Source organism: Telluria sp. LT2P34 (genome assembly GCF_059685915.1).
Genome location: NZ_JCASIN010000001.1, coordinates 1,277,999 through 1,299,209, shown reverse-complemented (window position 1 = coordinate 1,299,209; position 21,211 = coordinate 1,277,999). Strand labels below are relative to the sequence as shown.

Here is a 21,211-nt window from a genome sequence, read left to right as displayed (position 1 = left end):
GCATGCCGGCCTATATCCTGCGGCGCCTGTGGCAGATGCTGCCGACCATGGCGGGGGTGATCCTGCTGGTGTTCCTGCTGTTTAACTGGGTCGGCGGCGATCCGTCCTATCTGCTGGCGGGGAAGATGGCCGATGCGGCGGCGATCGCGAATATCCGCGCCCAGCTCGGCATCGACCAGCCCTACGGCGTGCAGCTGTGGATCTTCGTCAAGCAGATCCTGACTTCCGATTTCGGCAACGCCTGGAGCACGGGCGAGCCGGTGGCGCAGATCATCGCCAGTCGGCTGGGGCCGTCGCTGACCGTTTTGATACCGTTGACCCTGCTTGAGACCGTCTTCGGGATCGCGCTGGCGCTGGCGATCGCGTTTGTGCGCGGTTCGCTCACGGACCGCGCCGTGATGGTGGCCTGCACCGTCGGCATGTCGATTTCGATCCTGGTCTACATCATCGTCTTCCAGTATTTTTTTGCGTATAAACTCGGCCTGTTTCCGGTCCAGGGCTGGGGCAATAGCCTGGGCGAAAACCTGCTGCGCTATGCACTGCTGCCGATCATCATCGGGCTGGCGGTCTCGATCGCGCCGACCCTGCGCCTGTACCGCAGCTTCGTGCTCGACGAAGTCGGCGCAGATTACGTGCGCACCGCGCGCGCCAAGGGCCTGGGCGAGCGGCGCATCGTCTGGGTCCACGTGCTCCGAAATGCCGCGATCCCGATCATCACCCACGTCATGGCCAACCTGCCGGCGCTGCTGATCGGCGCCTTTCTCCTCGAACGCTTCTTCGGCATTCCCGGCATCGGGCGCGAAGTGATCCTGGCGGTCGAGCGCAGCGATTTTCCCGTGATCAAAGCCATTACCGTCTACGTGGCCGCCGCCACGATGGTGTTCAACCTGCTGGCCGACCTGCTGTACCGGGCGGTCGATCCACGCGTGCAACTGACATGAGCCCATCGAACCAATTGGCGTCGCCCGGCCTGTGGACGCTGGCCTGGCGCCGCCTGCGCGCCGACCGCATCGCCATGCTGGCGCTGGGCGTGGTCGGGCTGTTCCTGGCGATGCTGGTGCTCTCTGGTAGCGGCCTGCTGGCCGCCGACTGGGAAGAGGAGGTGGCCGTCACCTACGCCCCGCCAGGTTTCATCGGCGCCGATCCGGCCCTGGCCGCGCTGGCGCAGCCGCTGCGCCCAAGCCCCCCGAATGCCTTCGATCCGCTGGCGGCGGAACTGGCCGCCCTGAAGGCCGAGCTCGGGGCATTGCCGCCGCCGCGCCCTAAAGCGCAGACCCTGCCTTTCGGGGCCGACAAATGGGGCCACGACGTCCTCAAGAAAACCATCAAAGGCGGCGAGACCTCGATCGTGGTGGGACTGGTGGCGGCTTTCGTCGCGGTGGCGCTGGGCACCCTGTTCGGCGCCCTGTCCGGCTACTTCGGGGGCGTGGTGGATGACCTGTTCAACTGGTTCTACAGCATTTTTACCTCGATCCCGTCGATCCTGATGATCCTGACGGTGGCCGCCGTGCTCCAGCAAAAGGGTGTGCTGACCATTGTCCTGATCCTGGGCCTGACCGGCTGGACCGGGCCTTACCGCCTGATCCGCGCCGAGTACATCAAGCACAAGGCGCGCGAATACGTGATGGCGGCCGACGCCATCGGCGCCTCGCACTGGCGCAAGATGTTCTCGCACATTTTCCCGAATGTCTCGCACGTGGCCCTGGTGCAGTTGTCGATCCTGGTGGTCGGCTTCATCAAGGCCGAAGTGATCCTGTCCTTCCTCGGTTTCGGTGTGCCGGTCGGAACCGTGTCCTGGGGCAGCATGCTCAACGAAGCACAGAATGAACTGATCCTGGGCAAATGGTGGCAGCTGGCCGCCGCCGCCGGTGCGATGGCGCTGCTGGTCACCGCCTTTTCGCTGTTTACCGATGCCCTGCGCGATGCGCTCGATCCGAAATTAAAATGAGCCCAGACCCGAACATGCTGCTGCAGGTCAGCAACCTGCGGATTGCCTTCCGCATCGACAGGAAGAACACGGCCGAGGCGATCCGCGGCGTTTCCTTCGACGTGCCGCGCAACGCCACCGTCGCACTGGTGGGCGAATCGGGCAGCGGCAAGTCGGTCAGCTCGCTTGCGGTGATGGGCCTGCTGCCGCCGGACACCACGCTCGTGGACCCGGGATCGAGCGTGCTGTTCGAGGGCCGCGAGCTGCTGCGCCTGCCTGCGGCCGCGCGCCGTGCGCTGTGCGGCAAGGACATCGCCATGATTTTCCAGGAACCGATGTCCTCGCTCAATCCGGTGTTCACGGTGGGCTTCCAGATCGGCGAGGTGCTGCGCTTGCACATGGGGATGAGCAAGCGGGAAGCGCGCGTGCGCACCCTGGCCTTATTGGAAGAAGTCGGCATTCCCGACCCGGCGCAAAAAATCGACGCCTATCCGAGCCAGATGTCGGGCGGCCAGCAGCAGCGCGTCATGATCGCGATGGCGATCGCCTGCGAGCCGAAGCTGCTCATCGCCGACGAGCCCACCACGGCGCTCGACGTGACGATTCAGAAGCAAATCATGGAGCTGATCGCCTCGCTGCAAAAGAAGCACCGCATGTCGGTGCTGTTCATTACCCACGACCTCGCCCTGGTTGCCGAGATCGCCGACCGCGTGATCGTGATGCGCCATGGCGAGGTGCGCGAGGAGGGCAGCGCGCACCAGGTGTTCGGCGCCCCGCGCGATCCGTATACCCGGGCCCTGCTGCATTGCCGGCCAAAACTGGATGAGCGCCCGATGCGCTTGCCGGTGATCGATGACTATCTCAGCGGCGATGGCGGCACCCCGGCCGCCGGCATGCCCCAGCGCACGCGCGGCAGCGCGCCCGGCGATGAACCGCTGCTGGTCGTGCGCAAGCTCGCCAAAAGCTTTTACCTGCGCGACGGCCTGTTCCGAAAGCGCGAGTTCAAGGCGGTGCAGGACGTGTCGTTTACGCTGGCGCGCGGCAAGACCCTGGGCGTGGTCGGCGAATCCGGTTCGGGCAAGACCACCGTCGGCCTGACCCTGCTGCGGCTGCACCGCGCCACCGGCGGCAGTGTCCTGTTCGAGGGCAAGGACTTGTTGAGCATGTCCGAGCGCGACTACCATCACTACAAGCGGCGCATCCAGATCATTTTCCAGAACCCTTACGCTTCGCTCAACCCGCGCTTCACGGTCGGGCAGATCCTTCTCGAGCCGATGCGGATCCACCGGATCGGCGCCGGCGACGGCGAGCGCGTGGCGATGGCCTGCGAGCTGTTGCGGCGCGTCGGCTTGCCGCAAGCGGCTTTCCACCGCTATCCGCACGAATTTTCAGGCGGCCAGCGCCAGCGTATCGCGATTGCGCGCTGCCTCACCATGAAACCCGAGATCCTCGTCTGCGACGAATCGGTGTCGGCGCTCGACGTCTCGGTCCAGGCCCAGGTCCTGAATCTGCTGCAAGACCTGCAGGAGGAATACGGGATGAGCTATATCTTCATTTCGCACGATCTGTCAGTAGTGAAATACATCGCCGACCAGGTGATGGTGATGCACCAGGGCAGCGTCGTCGAGCTGGCCGATTCGGACGAGCTGTACCGCAATCCGCAGCACCCCTACACCCGTGCGCTGCTGGCGGCGATACCCGGCGGCCGATAAGGTCGCCCGCCGGTGGCATCCGGCGATTTGGACTACACTGGCGCGATGTCCCAGTTTATCGACCTGCTCCAGACCTACGGTGTGCTGATTGTGTTCGGCATCGTCCTTGTCGAGCAGTTCGGGCTGCCGATTCCCGCCTTTCCGATCCTGGTGGTGGGTGGCGCCCTGTCGGTCGACGGCGGCGTCAGCTGGCCCTTGTGCCTGCTCGCCGCGGTGACGGCCTGCCTGATCTGCGACCTGTTCTGGTTCTGTGCCGGCCGTTACTACGGCAAGCGCGTGCTGCGCCTGCTGTGCCGTATCTCACTTTCCCCCGATTCGTGCGTCAACCAGACTGAAGACCGCTTTCGCCGTTATGGCGCCAAGTCGCTGCTGGTGTCGAAGTTCATCCCCGGATTCAACACCATCGCCGCGCCGATGTCGGGGGCGCTCGGCACACCGCCGCGTGTGTTCTTCGCTTTCGCCGCCACCGGCGCGCTGCTCTGGAGCGGTACGGGTCTTGCCCTCGGCGCGCTCTTCCATGACAGCGTCGACCGCGTGCTGCTGACCCTGGAAACGCTGGGCGGCACCGCCCTGGCCGTGCTTGGCATTACGCTCGGGCTCTTCCTCCTCTATAAATATGTCGAGCGCCGTCGTCATCGCACCACCCTGGCAGTGCCTCGCATCGGCACGCTCGAGCTCCAGGCGCTGATCGATGGCGGTCACGACCCCCTCGTCATCGATGCACGCAGCGCGACGGCGCAGGAGCTCGACTCGGCGATCGCCGGCGCCTTGCTCTACAGCGATTGCGAACCGGCACAGCTGATGGCCGGACTGGACAAGGATCGCCACATCGTCGTGTATTGCTCGTGCCCGAACGACGTCACGGCGGCGCAGGTGGCAAGGACTTTCCTCGCCAATGGCTTCTACCGCGCGCGGCCCCTGCAAGGCGGGCTGGATGCCTGGCATGCGCATCGCGCGACGGGGCAGGCATCGTCGGCGTAGTCGGACTACTCGTGCACAACGGGGAGGGGCGCCGTATTTACTCTCCACCCGATGTAGCTAAACTACAAAATCCTCTTGTAAGTCCGTAAAGAAATCCAGTAAGCTTGGCGATCCACAGCCACGTCTCCTGCAATGACTGCTTCTTTGCCTGCAAACATCACTTCCTCGACTGCCCCTTATGACGCACCGCGCCTGCTTGCCGATATCGGCGGCACGAATGCGCGCTTTGCGCTGGAGCTGGCGCCCGGACGGGTCGAACAGGTACAGGTGCTCGCTTGCGACGACCATCCGACGCTGGCCGCCGCGATGCGCGCCTATCTGGCCATGCCGGCGGTGGCCGCCATCGGGCAGGTCGGGCATGCGGCGGTCGCGATCGCCAACCCGGTCGACGGCGACCTGGTGCGCATGACGAATCACCACTGGCAGTTTTCAATCGAGGCCCTGCAGCGCGAGGCCGGTTTCGAGACGCTGGTGGTGGTCAACGATTTCTACGCGCTGGCGCGGGCGCTGCCGCATTTGCGCGATGGCGATAAAGTCCAGGTCGGCGCCGGCAGCGCGCGTCCTGGCGCGCCGCTCGGCCTGCTCGGCGCGGGCACCGGCCTTGGCGTGTCGGGCCTGGTTCCGGCCGGCGGCAGCTGGAGCGCGCTGGCGGGCGAGGGCGGCCACGTGACGTTTTCCCCGGCCGATGAGCTCGAGGTCGCGATCCTGCAATACGCCTGGCGCGAGTTCGAGCACGTGTCGGCCGAACGCTTCCTGTCCGGCGCCGGCGTCGAACTGATCCACCGCGCACTGTCGCATGTGCAAGGGCTGGCGCCGCTGGCCTTGAGCGCCCCTGAGATTTCGCGGCGCGCGCTGGCCGGCGAATGCGCCTTGTCGAGCCAGGTGCTCGACGTCTTCTGCGGCATGCTCGGCACCGTTGCCGGCAACCTGGCCGTGACGCTCGGCGCCCAGGGCGGTGTGTATATCGGCGGCGGCATCGTTCCCCGCCTGGGCGAACGCTTCGCCAGCTCGCCGTTCCGGCGCCGCTTCGAACAGAAGGGCCGCTTCGAACCCTGGCTGGCCGCGGTGCCGACCTATGTCATCACGGCCGAGTATCCGGCCTTCCTTGGCGTGTCGGCAATCCTGGCGGACAGACTCGGCTCCTGAGCCGACGCGGCTGCGCAAGCCCCTTGCGCAAATGGCCGTTCCTGTGTTTTATCGGGTACAATGAGCCGCAGTTGGAAGAAACGCTGTCGATTGCCGTCATGCTGCGCCCCAGAGCTACGCCTCGAAGCCACGCCACAAGCCACATGCCGAGCCCCGCGTTTCGCTTGAAAACCACCAACCGGCAGCCCGCCTGACACGCGGGCAGCCTTGTGGCCGGGTCCTGTCCCGCCATCGTATTCCGCCCGTCGCGTCCAAGCGCGGGCCACTGATTCCTGTTTCAACGAGCAGTACCCGCGCTTCAAGGTCAGCCGTTTCCGTCCGTGGCGGCCGCGGCTCGTTGAGCGATTTTTGTTTGTTATTTTCTTGGCACGACCCTGACGACATCGAGCATGAAGACTGATGAGGCCAAGCGGGTCCTCGAGACCGCCTTGCTGTGCGCGCGCGAGCCGCTGTCCCTGCACGGCATGAAAAAGCTGTTCGTCGATGTCGATGGCGGCGCCCGCCAGGCCGGACCCGTGGTCGGCTTCGACACCATCAAGTTGCTGCTGGAAGAATTGCGCCACGACTGGAAAGACCGCGGCATCGAAATCGTCAGCCTGGCGTCGGGCTGGCGTTTCCAGAGCCGGCCGGAGATGAAGCCTTACCTGGACCGCATCACGCCGGAAAAGCCGCCGAAGTATTCGCGCGCCACGCTCGAGACGCTGGCGATCATCGCTTACCGCCAGCCGGTGACGCGCGGCGATATCGAGGAAATCCGCGGCGTCGCGGTGAACTCGCAGACGATCAAGATGCTCGAGGACCGCGGCTGGATCGATGTTCTCGGGCACCGCGAAGTGGTCGGGCGGCCCGCTTTGCTGGGGACGACCAAGGCCTTTCTCGACGACCTGGGCCTGGCCTCGCTGAGCCAGCTGCCGCCCCTGGACAGTATTGCCGACGCCCAGGACGGGCGCAGCCTGGAAGCGCTGGAACTGGCGCTGGAACAGAATTTTCAGAATGTTGGCGGGGCGGATGCTGTCGCGCCTGCCGACGACGAACAAGTTACTTCACCCGTTGAAGTACCGATTCATGACCCGCAACCGGCCTCTGGCTCGGTACCCGGTCAGCACAACAACGAAACGAATGATGAATCCAACTGACACCACCGAGACCACTTCCGCCGAACCGGGCAGGGACGACGCGGCGACCGCGAAAGCCAAGCCGAAGCGCAGCAGCAAGCCCGCCGCCGGCGGCGACGCCGGCGCGCCACCCGCCGAGGCCAAGCCGAAGCGCCGTGGCAAAGCCGCCGCGGCGGACGCCGACGCGCCCGCTCCCGCTTCCGCCGGCGACGCCCCGGACGCGCCCGTAGCCGCCGCGCGCAAGCCGCGTCCGGCCAAGGCCCGGCCTGCCGCCGCGGCCAGGCATGCCGCCGAAGCCGCTCCCGCAGGCGAGACGGCTGCGGCCGCGCCGGCGCTTGATGCCGAGGCCAGGGCCGAGGGCGCGCGCCAGGAGCACGGGCAGCGCAAGCCGCGCGGCCCGCGCCAGATGCGCGAACAGCGCGTCGTGCGCGAAGCGCGCCAGCCAGCCCCGGTCGAGGGCTTGCCGGAAGCGCCCCATGCCGCAGCGCCGGCCGACGCGGGCGAGGGTGCTTCCCTCCCGGCGACGGGCGAGCAGCGCCGCGAAGGCCGCCACGCCAGGGGCAAGCAAAAGAATCCGCGTGACGGGCAGCCGAGCGGCCAGCAAGGCAATCGTCCCCAGCAGGGCAAGGGCGGCAAGCCGAATGGCCGCCAGCAGCCGGGCAGGCCGGGCGCCGGCAAGCCGACGGAAGCCGATGCCGTGTTCTCCTTTGTCACCTCTGACGACTTCGACGCCAATGAAGGCGGCCGCGGCCATGCGGCCAAACAGGTGCGCCGCGACCTGACCGCCGACGACGACGCGCCCAAGCTGCACAAGGTGCTGGCCGAAGCGGGCCTCGGTTCGCGCCGCGACATGGAAGACCTGATCGTCGCCGGCCGCGTGTCGGTGAATGGCGAGCCGGCCCACATCGGCCAGCGCATCCTGCCGACCGACGCCGTGCGCATCAACGGCAAGCTCATCCAGCGCAAGGTAAATACCAGCAAGCCGCCGCGCGTGCTGGTCTACCACAAGCCGGCCGGCGAAATCGTCAGCCATGACGATCCGGAAGGCCGTCCGTCGGTGTTCGACCGGTTGCCGACCATGAAGACCGGCAAGTGGCTGGCCGTCGGCCGCCTCGACTTCAATACCGAGGGCCTGCTGCTGTTCACGACCTCGGGTGACCTGGCCAACCGCCTGATGCACCCGCGTTACAACATCGACCGCGAATACGCCGTACGTACGCTGGGCGAACTCGAAGAAGGCATGCGCCAGAAGCTGCTGGCCGGCGTCGAGCTCGACGACGGCACGGCGAGCTTCACCAAGGTCGTCGATGGCGGCGGCGAAGGCATCAACAAGTGGTACCGCGTGGTAATCGGCGAAGGCCGCAACCGCGAAGTGCGCCGCATGTTCGAGGCGGTCGGCCTGACCGTCTCGCGCCTGATCCGTACCCGCTACGGCGCGATGACGCTGCCGTCCGGCCTGAAGCGCGGCCGCTGGGAAGAGCTGGAAGAAAACGACGTGCGCAGCTTCATGTCGGCTTTCGGCATCGAGAAGAAGGGCGCCGGCGCCGCTCCTGCCGGCAAGGGTGGAGGCAAGGGCCAGCTCGACCCGCGCCGCTCCGACGGCAACCGCATCGACCGCGCCGACGCCAACCGCAATGTCGACCCCTTCGGTCCGCAGGCGGCGCGTGTCGGTGCGCCGCCGCGCGGCGATGGCGGCCCGGCCGGCCGCGGCGCCGGTGGCGCTGGCGGCAAGGGACGCGGCAAGCCGGGCGGTTTCGCCGGCGGCGCCTCATCGGGCCGTCCGGGCAGCAACCCGGCCGGCAGCAGCCGTCCGCGCCAGCCCGATCCGCTGCAGACCACCTTCGGCTTCGGTAACGCCGGCGGCGCCCGCCGCGGCGGCCAGGGTCCGCGCAACGCCGAACCGGGCGCACCGCGCCGTGGCCGCCGGGGTTGACGATCACGCGGGGGCCGCGCATTCGTTGCATAGTCGTCAATTTTGCAGTAGCGTGCGCAGCCGTTGTTGTCTTGCTCATAAAATGGTATGGCGATTGCAGCGAGCCCTCGAATACGTTATAATCCGCAGCCTAATAGAAGTCCTTCCCGAGTATTAATTTGGTGCAAGTGCTTTCATCTGGTTGGGTTGTAAATACAAAAAGATGGGCAGATGCCCATTTTTTTTTTGGTAAATCGTTTTAAAGCACTGGAGAAGTGTCGTGCAGCAGTTTGATTTGATCGCCAGGACAGTCAGTGGCCTCGGCTACGACCTCGTTGATGTGGAACGGGGCGAGCGCGGGGTATTGCGCGTGTTTATCGATTTTCCGGCTGCTGTCGCGGAAGAGAAGGGCCTCATCACGGTCGAGGACTGCGCAACGGTGAGTCACCAGTTGTCGCACGTATTCACCGTGGAGAATGTCGATTACGAGCGTCTCGAAATTTCGTCGCCCGGGCTCGATCGCCCGGTGCGCACCCTGGTCGATTTTGAACGTTTCGCCGGCCACGAGTGCACGGTGAAGCTGCGCGTTGCCATGCCGGGTAGCGCGAACAGGAAAACCTTTACCGGTGTCCTGGTCGCCCCGGAAGGCGACAAGATCGGTCTGGAAATAGAAGGCAAGGATGGGCCGGCGTTGTTGGAATTTACGCTGGCCGAATTGGATAAGGCACGGTTGGTGCCGCAGGTGGATTTTAGGAGTCGCAAAGCATGAGTCGCGAAATTTTGTTGTTGGTTGATGCGCTTGCGCGCGAAAAAAACGTCGATAAGGAAGTGGTGTTCGGGGCGCTCGAGTTCGCTCTGGCCCAGGCTACCAAGAAACGCTATGAAGGCGAAGTCGACATTCGCGTGAACATCGACCGCGACACGGGCGAATTCGAAACCTTCCGCCGTTGGCATGTGGTTCCGAATGAAGCCGGCATGCAATTGCCGGATCAGGAAATCCTGCACTTCGAAGCACAAGAACAGATTCCGGATATCGAAGTCGACGAATATATCGAAGAGCCGGTGGAATCGGTCGATTTCGGCCGCCGCTTTGCCCAGGACACCAAGCAGGTCGTGTTGCAGCGCGTGCGCGATGCCGAACGCGAGCAGATCCTGCAGGACTTCCTGGAGCGCGGCGACTCGCTCGTGACCGGCACCATCAAGCGCATGGAACGCGGCGATGCAATCGTCGAGTCGGGCAAGATCGAAGCGCGCCTGCCGCGCGACCAGATGATCCCGAAAGAAAACCTGCGTATCGGTGACCGCGTTCGCGCCTTCATCCTGCGCGTGGACCGCAATATGCGCGGCCCGCAGGTGATCCTGTCGCGTACCGCGCCGGAATTCATCATGAAGCTGTTCGAACTGGAAGTGCCGGAAATCGAGCAGGGCCTGCTGGATATTAAATCCGCGGCCCGCGACGCCGGCGTGCGCGCCAAGATCGCCGTGTTCACCTCGGACAAGCGGATCGACCCGATCGGTACCTGCGTCGGCATGCGCGGTTCGCGCGTGCAGGCCGTGACCGGCGAACTCGGCGGCGAGCGCGTCGACATCGTGCTGTGGTCGGACGATCCGGCCCAGTTCGTGATTGGCGCCCTCGCTCCGGCAAACGTTTCGTCGATCATGGTCGACGAAGAAAAGCACGCGATGGACGTCGTCGTCGACGAAGAAAACCTGGCCATCGCGATCGGCCGCTCGGGCCAGAACGTGCGCCTGGCGTCGGAACTGACCGGCTGGAAGATCAACATCATGACGGCCGAGGAATCGGCCAACAAGGTGGAGCAGGAAACGGCTGCGATCCGCATCCTGTTCATGCAAAAGCTCGACGTCGACCAGGAAGTGGCGGACATCCTCGTTGAGGAAGGTTTCTCGAGCCTGGAAGAAATCGCCTACGTACCAATTTCCGAAATGCTGGAAATTGAATCGTTTGACGAAGAAACGGTCAACGAACTGCGTACCCGTGCCCGCGATGCCCTCGTGACGGAAGCAATCGCTTCGGAAGAAGGCCTGGAAGGCATGGACGAAGACCTGGTGAACATGGAAGGCATGGACCGTACGGTCGCCGGCAAGCTTGGACTGGCCGGCATCAAGACGGTGGAAGCCTTTGCCGGACTTGCCTATGACGAATTCGGCGCCATCCTGGCCCTGTCGTCGGAGCGTGCCCGTGAACTGATCAAGAACGAATTTAATGATGTGACCGACGATGAGATGAAGCTGGTCGACAGTAAATATGATGACCGTGTCAAGGCACTGCAGGCGAAAGCCTGGAGTCTGACAGAAACGGCCAAGGCATAATTTGCAAATCTTTATCATCTCCGCGACACATAGAAAAGAGGACTGAATGGCGAGTAACAACGTAGCCCAATTTGCCACCGAACTGAAGATGCCTGCAGATTTGCTGCTGACGCAGCTGCGTTCTGCCGGCGTCGAAAAGAGTTCGACGTCAGATCCCTTGTCAAAGGATGATAAGGATAAGCTGCTGAATCACCTGCGCCGCGCCCATGGCGCAGTGGATGCGACCGAGAAAAAGAAAATCACGGTCACCCGCAAGGAAACGAGCGAGATCAAGCAGGCCGATGCCAGCGGTAAATCGCGCACGATCCAGGTGGAAGTGCGCAAGAAGCGCACCTTCGTCCAGCGCGACGACGTCGTTGCGGCGCCGGTTGCTGCAGCTGTCCCGCCGGTGATGGACGAAGCCGAAATCGCACGCCGCGAGGAAGAGTCGCGCCGTCATGCCGAGCTCGTCGCTCGCCAGGAAGCGGACCTGCGTGAAAAGCAGGAACGCCTGGTCAAGCTCGAAACCGAACGTGCCGAGCAGGCCAAGGCCGACGAAGAGCAGGCCAAGCGCGATGCCGCGGAAGCCGCCAAGCGCGTCGCCGCCGCCACCGCCGCCGCCAGTTCGGCTGCCGGCGAGCAGGCCAAGCAGGCCGCTGCCGACGACGCCAAGCGCAAGGCCGAAGAAGCCGCCAAGGTCGCTTCCGAGCGCGCCGCGGCGACCGAGAAGGCACGCAAGGCCGTGGCCGACGAAGTAGCCCAGATCAAGATGATGATGGCGCAGCCGCGCCGCGTGATCAAGGCGCCGGAACCGGTGCCAGCGCCGGTTGTGGCCAAGCCGGCCGCACCTGCCGGCACGCTGCACAAGCCTGCCGACAAGAAGCCGGCCGACGGCACCGCCAAGCCGGGCGACAAGAAGCCGGCCGACAAGAAGTCGATCAAGTCGGCGAACGTGTCCTCGACCTGGTCGGACGACGCCAAGAAGCGCGGCGCGCCGAGCGGCGCCAAGGGCCGTGGCGCCCCGAGCGCGCCGAGCGGCCGTGACGGCTGGCGCAGCGGTGGCCGCAGCGGCGGACGCCGTTCGTCGCACGACGACCGCGAAACCAATTTCCAGGCGCCGACCGAGGCGATCGTCAAGGACGTCCACGTTCCTGAAACGATCACCGTGGCCGAGCTGGCCCACAAGATGTCGGTCAAAGCGTCGGAAGTCATCAAGCAACTGATGAAGCTGGGCCAGATGTGCACCATTAATCAGGTGCTGGACCAGGAAACCGCGATGATCCTGGTGGAAGAGATGGGCCACAAGGCCTTCGCTGCCGCCGAGGACGATCCGGAAGCGCTGCTGGCCGACCAGGGCGAGCACGCCGAGTTCGAGTCGACCTCGCGCGCACCGGTCGTGACCGTCATGGGCCACGTCGACCATGGTAAAACCTCGCTGCTGGACTACATCCGCCGCGCCAAGGTCGCCGCGGGCGAAGCCGGCGGCATTACCCAGCACATCGGTGCATACCACGTGGACACGCCGCGCGGCATGATCACCTTCCTCGACACCCCGGGTCACGAGGCGTTCACCGCCATGCGTGCCCGTGGCGCCAAGGCTACCGACATCGTCATCCTGGTGGTGGCGGCGGACGACGGCGTGATGCCGCAGACTAAAGAGGCAATTGCTCACGCCAAGGCCGCCGGCGTTCCTCTGGTTGTCGCGATCAACAAGATCGACAAGCCGGGCGCCAACCTCGACCGCGTGACCCAGGAACTGGTCGCCGAAGGCGTGGTGCCGGAAGAATACGGCGGCGAGTCGCCATTCGTGCCGGTCTCCGCGAAAATCGGTACCGGTATCGACGACCTGCTCGAGCAAGTGCTGCTGCAGGCCGAGGTGCTGGAGCTGACGGCGCCGATCGAAGCGCCGGCCCGTGGCCTGGTCGTCGAGGCCCGCCTCGACAAGGGCCGCGGCCCGGTCGCGACGATCCTGGTGCAGTCGGGTACCCTGCGCCGCGGCGACGTGGTGCTGGCCGGTTCGGCGTATGGCCGTGTCCGTGCGATGCTGGACGAAAACGGCAAGTCGGTTGCAACCGCCGGTCCGTCCTTCCCGGTCGAGATCCAGGGCCTGACCGAAGTGCCGGTTGCCGGTGAAGAAGTCATGGTCATGGCCGACGAGCGCAAGGCGCGTGAAATCGGTCTGTTCCGTCAAGGTAAGTTCCGCGACGTGAAGCTGGCCAAGCAGCAGGCAGCGAAGCTGGAAAACATGTTCGAGCAGATGGCCGAGGGCGAGGTCAAGAACCTGCCGATGATCATCAAGACCGACGTGCAGGGTTCGCAGGAAGCACTGGTCAGTTCGCTCCAGAAGCTGTCGACCTCGGAAGTGCGTGTGCAGGTCGTGCACGCCGCCGTGGGTGGCATCACGGAGTCGGACGTCAACCTGGCGGTGGCCTCGAAAGCGGTCATCATCGGCTTCAACGCCCGTGCCGACGCCCAGGGCCGCAAGCTGGCCGAAGCCAACGGCGTGGACATTCGTTACTACAGCATCATTTACGATGCGATCGACGAAATCCGCACCGCGCTGTCGGGCATGCTGGCGCCGGAAAAGCGCGAGACCATCACCGGCCAGGTCGAGATTCGCCAGGTCATCCTGGTCTCGAAAGTGGGCGCGATCGCCGGTTGCCTGGTCACCGATGGCGTGGTTCGCCGCAGCTCGTCGGTTCGCCTGCTGCGCAACAACCTCGTCATCTGGACCGGCGAGATCGACTCGCTCAAGCGTTTCAAGGACGATGCGAAAGAAGTGCGCGCCGGCCTCGAGTGCGGCCTGTCGCTGAAGAACAACAACGAAATCCAGGTCGGCGACGTCCTGGAAGTGTTCGAAGTGACCGAAGTGGCTCGTACGCTGTAGTCAACGCGTAGCGCAGGAAACGCCATCCGCCGGACGCGAGTCCAGCCGGTGGCGTTTTTTTTCGAACCTTGTACCATCACCAGAACAACAGACAGCACACACCATGGCAAAACACAGTAAAACCATCCCCCAGCGCGGCCTGCGCGTCGCCGACCAGATCCAGAAAGACCTGTCGGAACTGATCGCCTACGAACTGAAGGACCCGCGCGTCGGCATGATCACGCTGACCGAAGTCCAGCTGACGCCCGACTACGCGCACGCGAAGGTCTACTTCACCCTGCTGAAAGACAGCAAGGAAGAAGTCAAATCGACGCTCGACGGCCTGAACAAGGCTTCCGGCTACCTGCACAACATGCTGGGCAAGCGCCTGCACATCCACACGCTGCCGCGCCTGCACTTCGTGCACGACACCTCGACCTCGCGCGGCCTGCAGATGTCGGCCCTGATCGACCAGGCGAACGCCGTGCGCGCCGCCGACTTCGTGGACGACACCCCGGCACCTGCACCCGCGGCCCCGGCCAAGCCGCTCGAGACGGACGACGACGCCGAGTGAACGCCCGCCCGCCAAAAAAACCGCGTGACCCCGTCGACGGCGTACTGCTGCTCGACAAGCCGGTCGGCCTGTCCTCGAACGACGCTTTGATCCGCGCCAAGCGCGTCATGAACGCGAAGAAGGCCGGCCACACCGGCACACTGGACCCGTTCGCGACGGGGCTGCTGCCGTTGTGCTTCGGCGAGGCGACCAAGTTCTCGCAAGACTTGCTGGAAGCGGACAAGACCTACGACGCCACCGTGCACCTGGGAATCATGACGACTACCGGCGACACCGAAGGCGAGGCCATCGAGACGCTGCCGGTGGATGTCACGATCGAGCAGATCGAGGCCGCGCTGGCGCGCTTTCGCGGCCCGATCCTGCAGGTGCCGCCGATGTACTCGGCCCTGAAACGCGACGGCAAGGCGCTCTATGAATACGCTCGCGAAGGCATCACGCTCGAGCGCGAAGCGCGGCCGGTGACGATCCACGCCCTGGAACTGGTCGGCTACGAGGCCCCGATGCTGAAGATCCGCGTTACCTGCAGCAAGGGCACCTATGTGCGCGTGCTGGGCGAGGATATCGGCGCCGCGCTCGGCTGCGGCGCCCACCTGAACGCGCTGCGGCGGACCGGAGTCGGCGCGCTGACGGCCGAGACGATGATCACGCTGGAAGACCTGCAGGCGCACGCCGAGCCGCTGTCGCTGCTGGCGCCGGTCGACGCGCTGCTGGCGACTTTTCCGGCGGTCGAGCTCACCCCGGAACTGGCCAAGCGCTTCCTGAACGGCCAGCGCCTGGCGCTGGGCAAGGAAGCCGTCACCGTGCCGGCCGAACCGGGCAGGGTGCGCGTCTACCTGGAAGGCAAGCTGCTGGGAACGGCGAACCTGCAAGAGTATTCCGTTCTGGCGCCGGAGCGGCTGATCGCGGCCACAAGCTCTTGAAAAGGCAGACCTTTTAAGAGGTAAGGTCACATTAACCTGCTATACTAGTCGGTTTCCGAAATTGGCAGCACCGTACACATCCGTACATCACGCAAAATCCACGCTGAAATCCTATGTCAAATACCAAACGCGCAATTCGTAATATTGCAATCATCGCCCACGTTGACCACGGCAAGACCACCCTCGTGGACATGCTGCTGCGTCAGTCCGGCACCTTCCGTGAGAACCAGGCCGTCGAAACGCGCGTGATGGACTCGAACGATCTCGAAAAAGAGCGCGGCATTACGATTCTGTCGAAGAACTGCGCGGTCGAGTACGAAGGCACCCACATCAACATCGTCGATACCCCGGGCCACGCCGACTTCGGTGGCGAGGTCGAGCGCGTGCTGTCGATGGTCGACTCGGTGCTGCTGCTGGTCGATGCGCAGGAAGGCCCGATGCCGCAAACGCGCTTCGTGACCCGCAAGGCGCTGGCCCTGGGCCTGAAGCCGATCGTCGTCGTCAACAAGGTCGACCGTCCAGGCGCGCGCGCCGAATGGGCCATCAACCAGACCTTCGAGCTGTTCGACAAGCTCGGCGCGACCGATGACCAGCTCGACTTCCCGATCGTCTACGCGTCGGGCCTGAACGGCTATGCCGGCCTGACCGAAGATGTCCGCAGCGGCGACATGAAGCCACTGTTCGACGCCATCCTGCAACACGTGCCGGTCCGTGACGACAATCCGGAAGGCCCGCTGCAGATGCAGATCACCTCGCTCGACTACTCGTCGTACGTGGGCAAGATCGGCATTGGCCGCGTCAACCGCGGCACCATCAAGACCGGCCAGGACGTGATCATCATGAACGGCCCGGATTCGACCCCGATCAAGGGCCGCATCAACCAGGTGCTGAACTTCAAGGGCCTCGAGCGCGTGCTGGTCGACGAAGCCGTCGCCGGCGACATCTGCCTGATCAACGGTATCGACGAAATCGGTATCGGCTCGACCCTGTGCTCGCCGGACATGCCGGAAGCACTGCCGATGCTGACCGTCGACGAGCCGACCCTGACCATGAACTTCATGGTCAACAACTCGCCACTGGCCGGCCGCGAAGGCAAGTTCGTCACCAGCCGCCAGCTGCGCGAGCGCCTCGACCGCGAACTGAAAGCGAACGTCGCCCTGCGCGTGTCGCCGACCGACGACGACACCGTCTTCGAAGTCTCGGGCCGCGGCGAGCTGCACCTGACGATTTTGCTGGAAAACATGCGCCGTGAAGGCTTCGAGCTGGCCGTGTCGCGTCCGCGCGTGGTCTTCAAGATGGTCGATGGCGTGCGCCACGAGCCGTTCGAGAACCTCTCGGTCGACGTCGAGGAAGTCAACCAGGGCGGCGTCATGGAAGAACTGGGCCGCCGTCGTGGCGACCTGCAGAACATGGAATCGGATGGCAAGGGCCGCGTGCGTCTCGAGTACCTGATTCCGGCGCGTGGCCTGATCGGCTTCCAGGGCGAATTCATGACCCTGACCCGCGGCACCGGCCTGATGAGCCACGTGTTCCACGAATACGCACCGGTCGACAACACCCGCGGCGAGATGGCCGGCCGCCGTAACGGCGTGCTGATCTCGCAGGACGACGGCGCCGCCGTCGCCTACGCGATCTGGAAACTGCAGGACCGCGGCCGCATGTTCGTGTCGCACAACGATCCGGTCTATGAAGGCATGGTCATCGGCATCCACTCGCGCGACAACGACCTGGTCGTCAACCCGATCAAGGGCAAGCAGCTGACCAACGTGCGTTCGTCGGGTACCGACGAAGCCGTGCGCCTGGTGCCGCCGATCCAGATGTCGCTCGAGTACGCTGTCGAGTTCATCGAGGACGACGAGCTGGTCGAAATCACGCCGAAGTCGATCCGCCTGCGCAAGCGCTACCTGAAAGAGCACGAGCGCAAGAAGGCCAACCGCGACGCGTAATGCGTCCAGGGCTGTAACGAGAAACCCGCTGTTCGCAGCGGGTTTTTTTACGCCTGCCCATCGGTGCGCGGCGCTACTGTGCTTGGTTGGTAACATGGCCCATGCGCATCCTCTGGATCTACCTGAAACCTCACTGGCGCCTCGGCCTGCTGGCCCTGGTATTCGCCGCCACCTCCCAGGTGCTGGCCTTGGTCGATCCGATCATCTTCGGCACCATCATCGACAGCGTCACCGGCCCCAAGCGCCTGCCGGATGCCGAGCTGATGCCCTATGTGATGCGTTTGCTGGGCCTGGCGGTGCTGGTGGCGGTGATGTCGCGCCTGGCGAAAGCCTTGCAGGAATACGTGACGCGGCTGGTGGTGCAAAAGCTGGGCGTGGCGATCTTCAACGACGGCTTGCGGCATTTGCTGCGTTTGAAATTCCAGGAATTCGAGGACCTGCGCAGCGGCGAGATGCTCTCCTTGCTGCAAAAAGTGCGGGCCGACAGCGAGCGCCTGATCAACACCTTCATCAACACGGCCTTTGCGGCGCTGGTCGGCGTGAGCTTCCTGACCTGGTATGCGGTGACCAAGCACTGGCTGCTGGTGCCGGTGTTCCTGGTCGGTGTGCTGGTGCTGGGTGGGCTGACCGGTTTGCTGTCGCGCGAGATCAAGACCCAGCAGCGCTCGATCGTGCGCGAGACGAACCGCAATTCCGGCTTCATTACCGAGTCGCTGCGAAATATCGAACTGATCAAGAGCCTGGGACTCACTTTCCCGGAAATCCGGCGCCTGCGCGGCCAGACCGATGCGATTTTTGCACTGGAAATGGAGAAGGTCAAACGGATCCGGATGCTGTCTTTCCTGCAGGGCTCGACACTGAGCCTGCTGCGGCTGGCGATCCTGTTCGCGCTGCTGTGGCTGATCTTTCGCGACGTCTTGACCACGGGCGAGCTGATCGCGATGCAGTTCATTTCGGTGTCGATCTTCGCGCCGCTGCAGGAGCTGGGCAACATCATCCTGGCGCACCGCGAGGCCGAGGCGTCGCTGATCAATTTCAAGACCCTGATGGACAAGCCGGTGGAGCGGCGTCCGCCGGATCCGGTCGATATCGGCGCCTTGCACGAGCTGCGCTTTGCCGACGTGCGCTTTCGCCACAAGGGCGCGGCCGAGGACGCGCTGGCCGGAGTGTCGTTCGCGGCCAGCCTGGGGCAGACGGTCGCCTTTGTCGGGCCCTCGGGTTCCGGCAAGTCGACCATGGTCAAGCTGCTGGTCGGGCTGTACACGCCGAACGCCGGCGAGGTGTCGTACAACGGCGTGCCGACGACCGACCTGCGCTTCAATCGCGTGCGGCGCCAGATCGGCTTCGTGACCCAGGAGACCTATCTGTTCGCCGGCACGATCCGCGACAACATCCGCTTCGTCAAGACCGACGCGACCGACGAAGAGATCGTGACGGCGATGCGCCAGGCAGCCTGCGCCTACCTGCTCGAACGCTCGCCGGAGGGGCTCGATACCGTGATCGGCGAGCGCGGCATGAAGCTGTCGGGCGGGGAAAAGCAGCGCCTGTCGATCGCGCGGGCGCTGGTGCGCCAGCCGGCGCTGCTGATTTTCGACGAAGCCACTTCAGCGCTCGATTCGATCACCGAAGAACAGATCACGAATACGGTGCGCGAGATCTCGCGGCGCGCGGCCCAGATGACGATCCTGATCGCGCACCGGCTATCGACCGTGATGCATGCCGATACGATCTTCGTGCTGGAAAAGGGCAGTGTGGTCGAGAGCGGCACGCACGCCGAGCTGGTCGACGCGCGTGGCCTGTATTACGCGATGTGGCGCCAGCAGATCGGGGAGAGGCCGGTGCCGGCGGAGTAGGAAAGCTAACGCATCCCGAGCAGCGCCAGCACCCGCTCGCGGCTGACGCCCACCAGGGCCGAGGTGATCGCCAGCAGCGAATTGTAATCGTGGCTGGCGGCGGTGGTGGCGAAGTCCTGCATGGTGGCCGACAGGGCTTCCGGGCTGATCTGCGGCTGGACGGCGCGCAGCGAGGCGGCGGCGAGGGCGGCGCTGGCGGCGGCCTGGGAGCGGTGCACGCGGTCGAGTGCCTGCACGACTTCGCGCAGGTTCTGGCGCAGCGCATCGGCGTTGCTGGTGTCCATTTCCTGCAGCCTCAGGTCGGGCGACAGCGCTTCGGTGGCGACACGGCCGCGGCCGGAAATCGCGATGCTGTCGCGCACCGCCGGCCAGTTTGCTTCGGCCGTGGTGAAGGTGATGCGGTTGTCGCTGTCGAGACCGGCGCGCACGTTCAGCGGGGCGAGGGTGCGGTCGAGGCGCCGGGTGATTTCTTCGGGCGTCATGCCCGGTTCGATGCTTGCCGCCAGTTGCGGACCGCCGGCGCCGCCGATCGAGAACGCCAGCGAGAGCGGCGCGCTGGCCTGCAGCATGCCGATTTCGAGCCCCTGGATGCGGAAGCGCTGCTGTGCGGGCGCGCCATCGGAAAACGCCAGTCCTGCGTCGACCGATCCGCCGGCGCGGGCCGTGCGGGCGGCGATCGTGGCGCCGAGCTGGCGCGCCTGGGCTTCGAGCTGGCGCGCGCCGCTTTTCATGCCGGCCAGCTTGGCGCTGAGGGCGGCTTTCACCGATTCGAGTTCGGTGGCGACCTGGTTCAGGTAATCGCGGGCCTGCTGGGCGCTGGCGACATTGCTCTGCAGGCTGGCGTCCCAGTCGATTCGGCTGCGGCGCACGGGTGGCTGGCCAGCGACGCGGCTGGCCGGGCGCGCCTCCGGCAGCTCGCTCGGGACAGGCTGCGTGCGTACCGGTGCAGGCGCGGCCCTGGCCGGGCCGATGCCGGCGCCGCCGATCGGCGCTTGCGCAGTCGTGGTGCGGATCGTGGTCTCCATCGATTATAGCGCGGAGAACAAGGACAGGCTGCCAATCCGGCCATAGGCCTTGTAGGTGGCCTGGAGCGCCGTCGTATAGCCGTTCAGTTCGGTGGCGGCGACGCCCATGTCGAGCTGGGCGATGTCGGTGATCGCCATCTTGTTCGACAGGCTGACGTTGCCGTGGTTGGCGGCCAGCGTGTCGAGGATCTTCTGGGTGCCGCCGAGGACCGCGATCTTGGTCGAGACCATGTCGAGCCCGCTGTCGAAGCTGCCCAGGGCGCTTGCCAGCTTGCTGCGCGTGGCCGGATCGTTGACGCTCAGGTTGCCCTTGTCGAGCCAGTCGATGGCGACGTCGAGGTCGTTGAGCAGGGTTTGCAGGCCATCCATGTCGACGTTGGCAACCTGGGTCAGGCCATTGCCGACCACCACGTGCTGTTCCTTGGTGTTGCCGCCGAACTGGTAGCGCTGGCCGAGCGCCGCGCCCTCGTCGTAGCTCATCGGCTTGGCCGAGGTCTTGGTGCCCGAGAACAGGTAGCTGCCTTCCTGGTCGACCGTGTTGGCACTGAAGGCCAGGCTGTCGCGCAGCGCTTTCAGCGGGGTGATCATGGCTTCCAGGTCGCCCGGCGTGTTGGCGCCGTCGAGCGCCCAGACCAGCTGGTCGCGGCCGGCCAGGATGTCGTTGACCATGCCGCTCATATAGCCTTCGGTCTTGGTCAGGCGGATCTTCATGGTGCCGATGTTGTCGCTGTACTGGGTCAGGGCCGCTTCCTCGCGCTGCAGCCGCGAAATGCGCACGCTGTCGATCGGGTCGTCGGACGGCACCAGCAGGCGCTTGCCTTCGGCCATCTGCTGGGTAAGCTTGCTGAGCCGCTCCTGGTTCAACTGGAGCGAGGTGTTCATGTTCGACTGGTACTGGGCGGTGGCGATACGCATGATTACTCC

General features: G+C 64.9%; 16 protein-coding genes. 14 read left to right on the top strand and 2 right to left on the bottom strand.

All coding sequences use genetic code 11. The annotated features are described in order from the left end of the window. Positions 1-2 precede the first annotated feature (2 nt). The 14 genes from AC56KZ_RS05820 (at position 3) to AC56KZ_RS05755 (ending at position 19,262) form a co-directional block, all read left to right on the top strand. Entirely contained in the window at positions 3-941 is a 939-nt protein-coding gene (locus tag AC56KZ_RS05820) for an ABC transporter permease (protein WP_497161171.1), read from the top strand. After that, positions 938-1,948: an ABC transporter permease gene (locus tag AC56KZ_RS05815; protein WP_497161170.1), complete on the top strand. Its 1,011-nt coding sequence runs from the start codon at positions 938-940 to the stop codon at positions 1,946-1,948. The genes AC56KZ_RS05820 and AC56KZ_RS05815 overlap by 4 nt, the downstream gene beginning before the upstream one ends. Continuing rightward, complete coding sequence (locus AC56KZ_RS05810) at positions 1,945-3,639, top strand: ABC transporter ATP-binding protein (RefSeq protein WP_497161169.1); 1,695 nt, start codon at positions 1,945-1,947, stop codon at positions 3,637-3,639. Before AC56KZ_RS05815 ends, AC56KZ_RS05810 begins: the two co-directional genes overlap by 4 nt. 45 nt (positions 3,640-3,684) lie before the next feature. Next, the gene (locus AC56KZ_RS05805; protein WP_497161168.1) at positions 3,685-4,620 is read left to right on the top strand and encodes a VTT domain-containing protein; all 936 of its coding nucleotides are present in this window, start codon (positions 3,685-3,687) and stop codon (positions 4,618-4,620) included. 132 nt (positions 4,621-4,752) lie between these two features. Further along, positions 4,753-5,766, top strand: coding sequence for a glucokinase (locus AC56KZ_RS05800; protein ID WP_497161167.1), 1,014 nt, complete (start codon positions 4,753-4,755; stop codon positions 5,764-5,766). Between the two features lie 389 nt (positions 5,767-6,155). Then, positions 6,156-6,902 carry an SMC-Scp complex subunit ScpB gene (gene scpB, locus AC56KZ_RS05795; protein WP_497161166.1) on the top strand — a complete coding sequence of 249 codons (747 nt, stop codon included), beginning with the start codon at positions 6,156-6,158 and terminating at the stop codon, positions 6,900-6,902. Next, the gene (gene rluB / locus AC56KZ_RS05790) at positions 6,889-8,814 is read left to right on the top strand and encodes a 23S rRNA pseudouridine(2605) synthase RluB (protein ID WP_497161217.1); all 1,926 of its coding nucleotides are present in this window, start codon (positions 6,889-6,891) and stop codon (positions 8,812-8,814) included. The genes scpB and rluB overlap by 14 nt, the downstream gene beginning before the upstream one ends. A 259-nt stretch (positions 8,815-9,073) precedes the next feature. Next, positions 9,074-9,562 carry a ribosome maturation factor RimP gene (rimP, locus tag AC56KZ_RS05785; RefSeq protein WP_497161165.1) on the top strand — a complete coding sequence of 163 codons (489 nt, stop codon included), beginning with the start codon at positions 9,074-9,076 and terminating at the stop codon, positions 9,560-9,562. Then, entirely contained in the window at positions 9,559-11,124 is a 1,566-nt protein-coding gene (nusA, locus tag AC56KZ_RS05780; protein ID WP_497161164.1) for a transcription termination factor NusA, read from the top strand. Before rimP ends, nusA begins: the two co-directional genes overlap by 4 nt. A 46-nt stretch (positions 11,125-11,170) precedes the next feature. Further along, complete coding sequence (gene infB, locus AC56KZ_RS05775) at positions 11,171-13,990, top strand: translation initiation factor IF-2 (RefSeq protein WP_497161163.1); 2,820 nt, start codon at positions 11,171-11,173, stop codon at positions 13,988-13,990. Positions 13,991-14,093: 103 nt separating this feature from the next. After that, positions 14,094-14,543 (top strand): 30S ribosome-binding factor RbfA, encoded by a 450-nt coding sequence (gene rbfA / locus AC56KZ_RS05770; protein ID WP_497161162.1) that lies wholly within the window; start codon positions 14,094-14,096, stop codon positions 14,541-14,543. Continuing rightward, positions 14,540-15,463, top strand: coding sequence for a tRNA pseudouridine(55) synthase TruB (truB, locus tag AC56KZ_RS05765; RefSeq protein WP_497161161.1), 924 nt, complete (start codon positions 14,540-14,542; stop codon positions 15,461-15,463). Before rbfA ends, truB begins: the two co-directional genes overlap by 4 nt. Before the next feature lie 113 nt (positions 15,464-15,576). Further along, a complete protein-coding gene (typA, locus tag AC56KZ_RS05760; RefSeq protein WP_497161160.1) occupies positions 15,577-17,409 on the top strand; it encodes a translational GTPase TypA in 1,833 nt (610 codons plus the stop codon). A gap of 101 nt (positions 17,410-17,510) precedes the next feature. Next, positions 17,511-19,262, top strand: coding sequence for an ABC transporter ATP-binding protein (locus AC56KZ_RS05755; RefSeq protein ID WP_497161159.1), 1,752 nt, complete (start codon positions 17,511-17,513; stop codon positions 19,260-19,262). A 5-nt stretch (positions 19,263-19,267) separates the two neighbouring features. Here AC56KZ_RS05755 and AC56KZ_RS05750 read toward each other — a convergent pair whose 3' ends face one another. Then, entirely contained in the window at positions 19,268-20,287 is a 1,020-nt protein-coding gene (locus AC56KZ_RS05750) for a hypothetical protein (RefSeq protein WP_497161158.1), read from the bottom strand. Between the two features lie 3 nt (positions 20,288-20,290). Then, positions 20,291-21,202, bottom strand: a complete 912-nt coding sequence (gene flgL, locus AC56KZ_RS05745; protein ID WP_497161157.1) for a flagellar hook-associated protein FlgL — start codon at positions 21,200-21,202, stop codon at positions 20,291-20,293. Positions 21,203-21,211: the final 9 nt, after the last annotated feature.

What these genes read in the sequence shown, in the direction of transcription:
- AC56KZ_RS05755 (WP_497161159.1), top strand. Translation starts at nt 17,511, where the DNA reads ATGCGCATCCTCTGGATCTACCTGAAACCTCACTGGCGCCTCGGCCTG.
- rbfA (WP_497161162.1), top strand. Translation starts at nt 14,094, where the DNA reads ATGGCAAAACACAGTAAAACCATCCCCCAGCGCGGCCTGCGCGTCGCC.
- nusA (WP_497161164.1), top strand. Translation starts at nt 9,559, where the DNA reads ATGAGTCGCGAAATTTTGTTGTTGGTTGATGCGCTTGCGCGCGAAAAA.
- AC56KZ_RS05800 (WP_497161167.1), top strand. Translation starts at nt 4,753, where the DNA reads ATGACTGCTTCTTTGCCTGCAAACATCACTTCCTCGACTGCCCCTTAT.
- AC56KZ_RS05810 (WP_497161169.1), top strand. Translation starts at nt 1,945, where the DNA reads ATGAGCCCAGACCCGAACATGCTGCTGCAGGTCAGCAACCTGCGGATT.
- AC56KZ_RS05815 (WP_497161170.1), top strand. Translation starts at nt 938, where the DNA reads ATGAGCCCATCGAACCAATTGGCGTCGCCCGGCCTGTGGACGCTGGCC.
- scpB (WP_497161166.1), top strand. Translation starts at nt 6,156, where the DNA reads ATGAAGACTGATGAGGCCAAGCGGGTCCTCGAGACCGCCTTGCTGTGC.
- infB (WP_497161163.1), top strand. Translation starts at nt 11,171, where the DNA reads ATGGCGAGTAACAACGTAGCCCAATTTGCCACCGAACTGAAGATGCCT.
- typA (WP_497161160.1), top strand. Translation starts at nt 15,577, where the DNA reads ATGTCAAATACCAAACGCGCAATTCGTAATATTGCAATCATCGCCCAC.
- AC56KZ_RS05820 (WP_497161171.1), top strand. Translation starts at nt 3, where the DNA reads ATGCCGGCCTATATCCTGCGGCGCCTGTGGCAGATGCTGCCGACCATG.
- rluB (WP_497161217.1), top strand. Translation starts at nt 6,889, where the DNA reads ATGAATCCAACTGACACCACCGAGACCACTTCCGCCGAACCGGGCAGG.
- flgL (WP_497161157.1), bottom strand. Translation starts at nt 21,202, where the DNA reads ATGCGTATCGCCACCGCCCAGTACCAGTCGAACATGAACACCTCGCTC.
- AC56KZ_RS05805 (WP_497161168.1), top strand. Translation starts at nt 3,685, where the DNA reads ATGTCCCAGTTTATCGACCTGCTCCAGACCTACGGTGTGCTGATTGTG.
- AC56KZ_RS05750 (WP_497161158.1), bottom strand. Translation starts at nt 20,287, where the DNA reads ATGGAGACCACGATCCGCACCACGACTGCGCAAGCGCCGATCGGCGGC.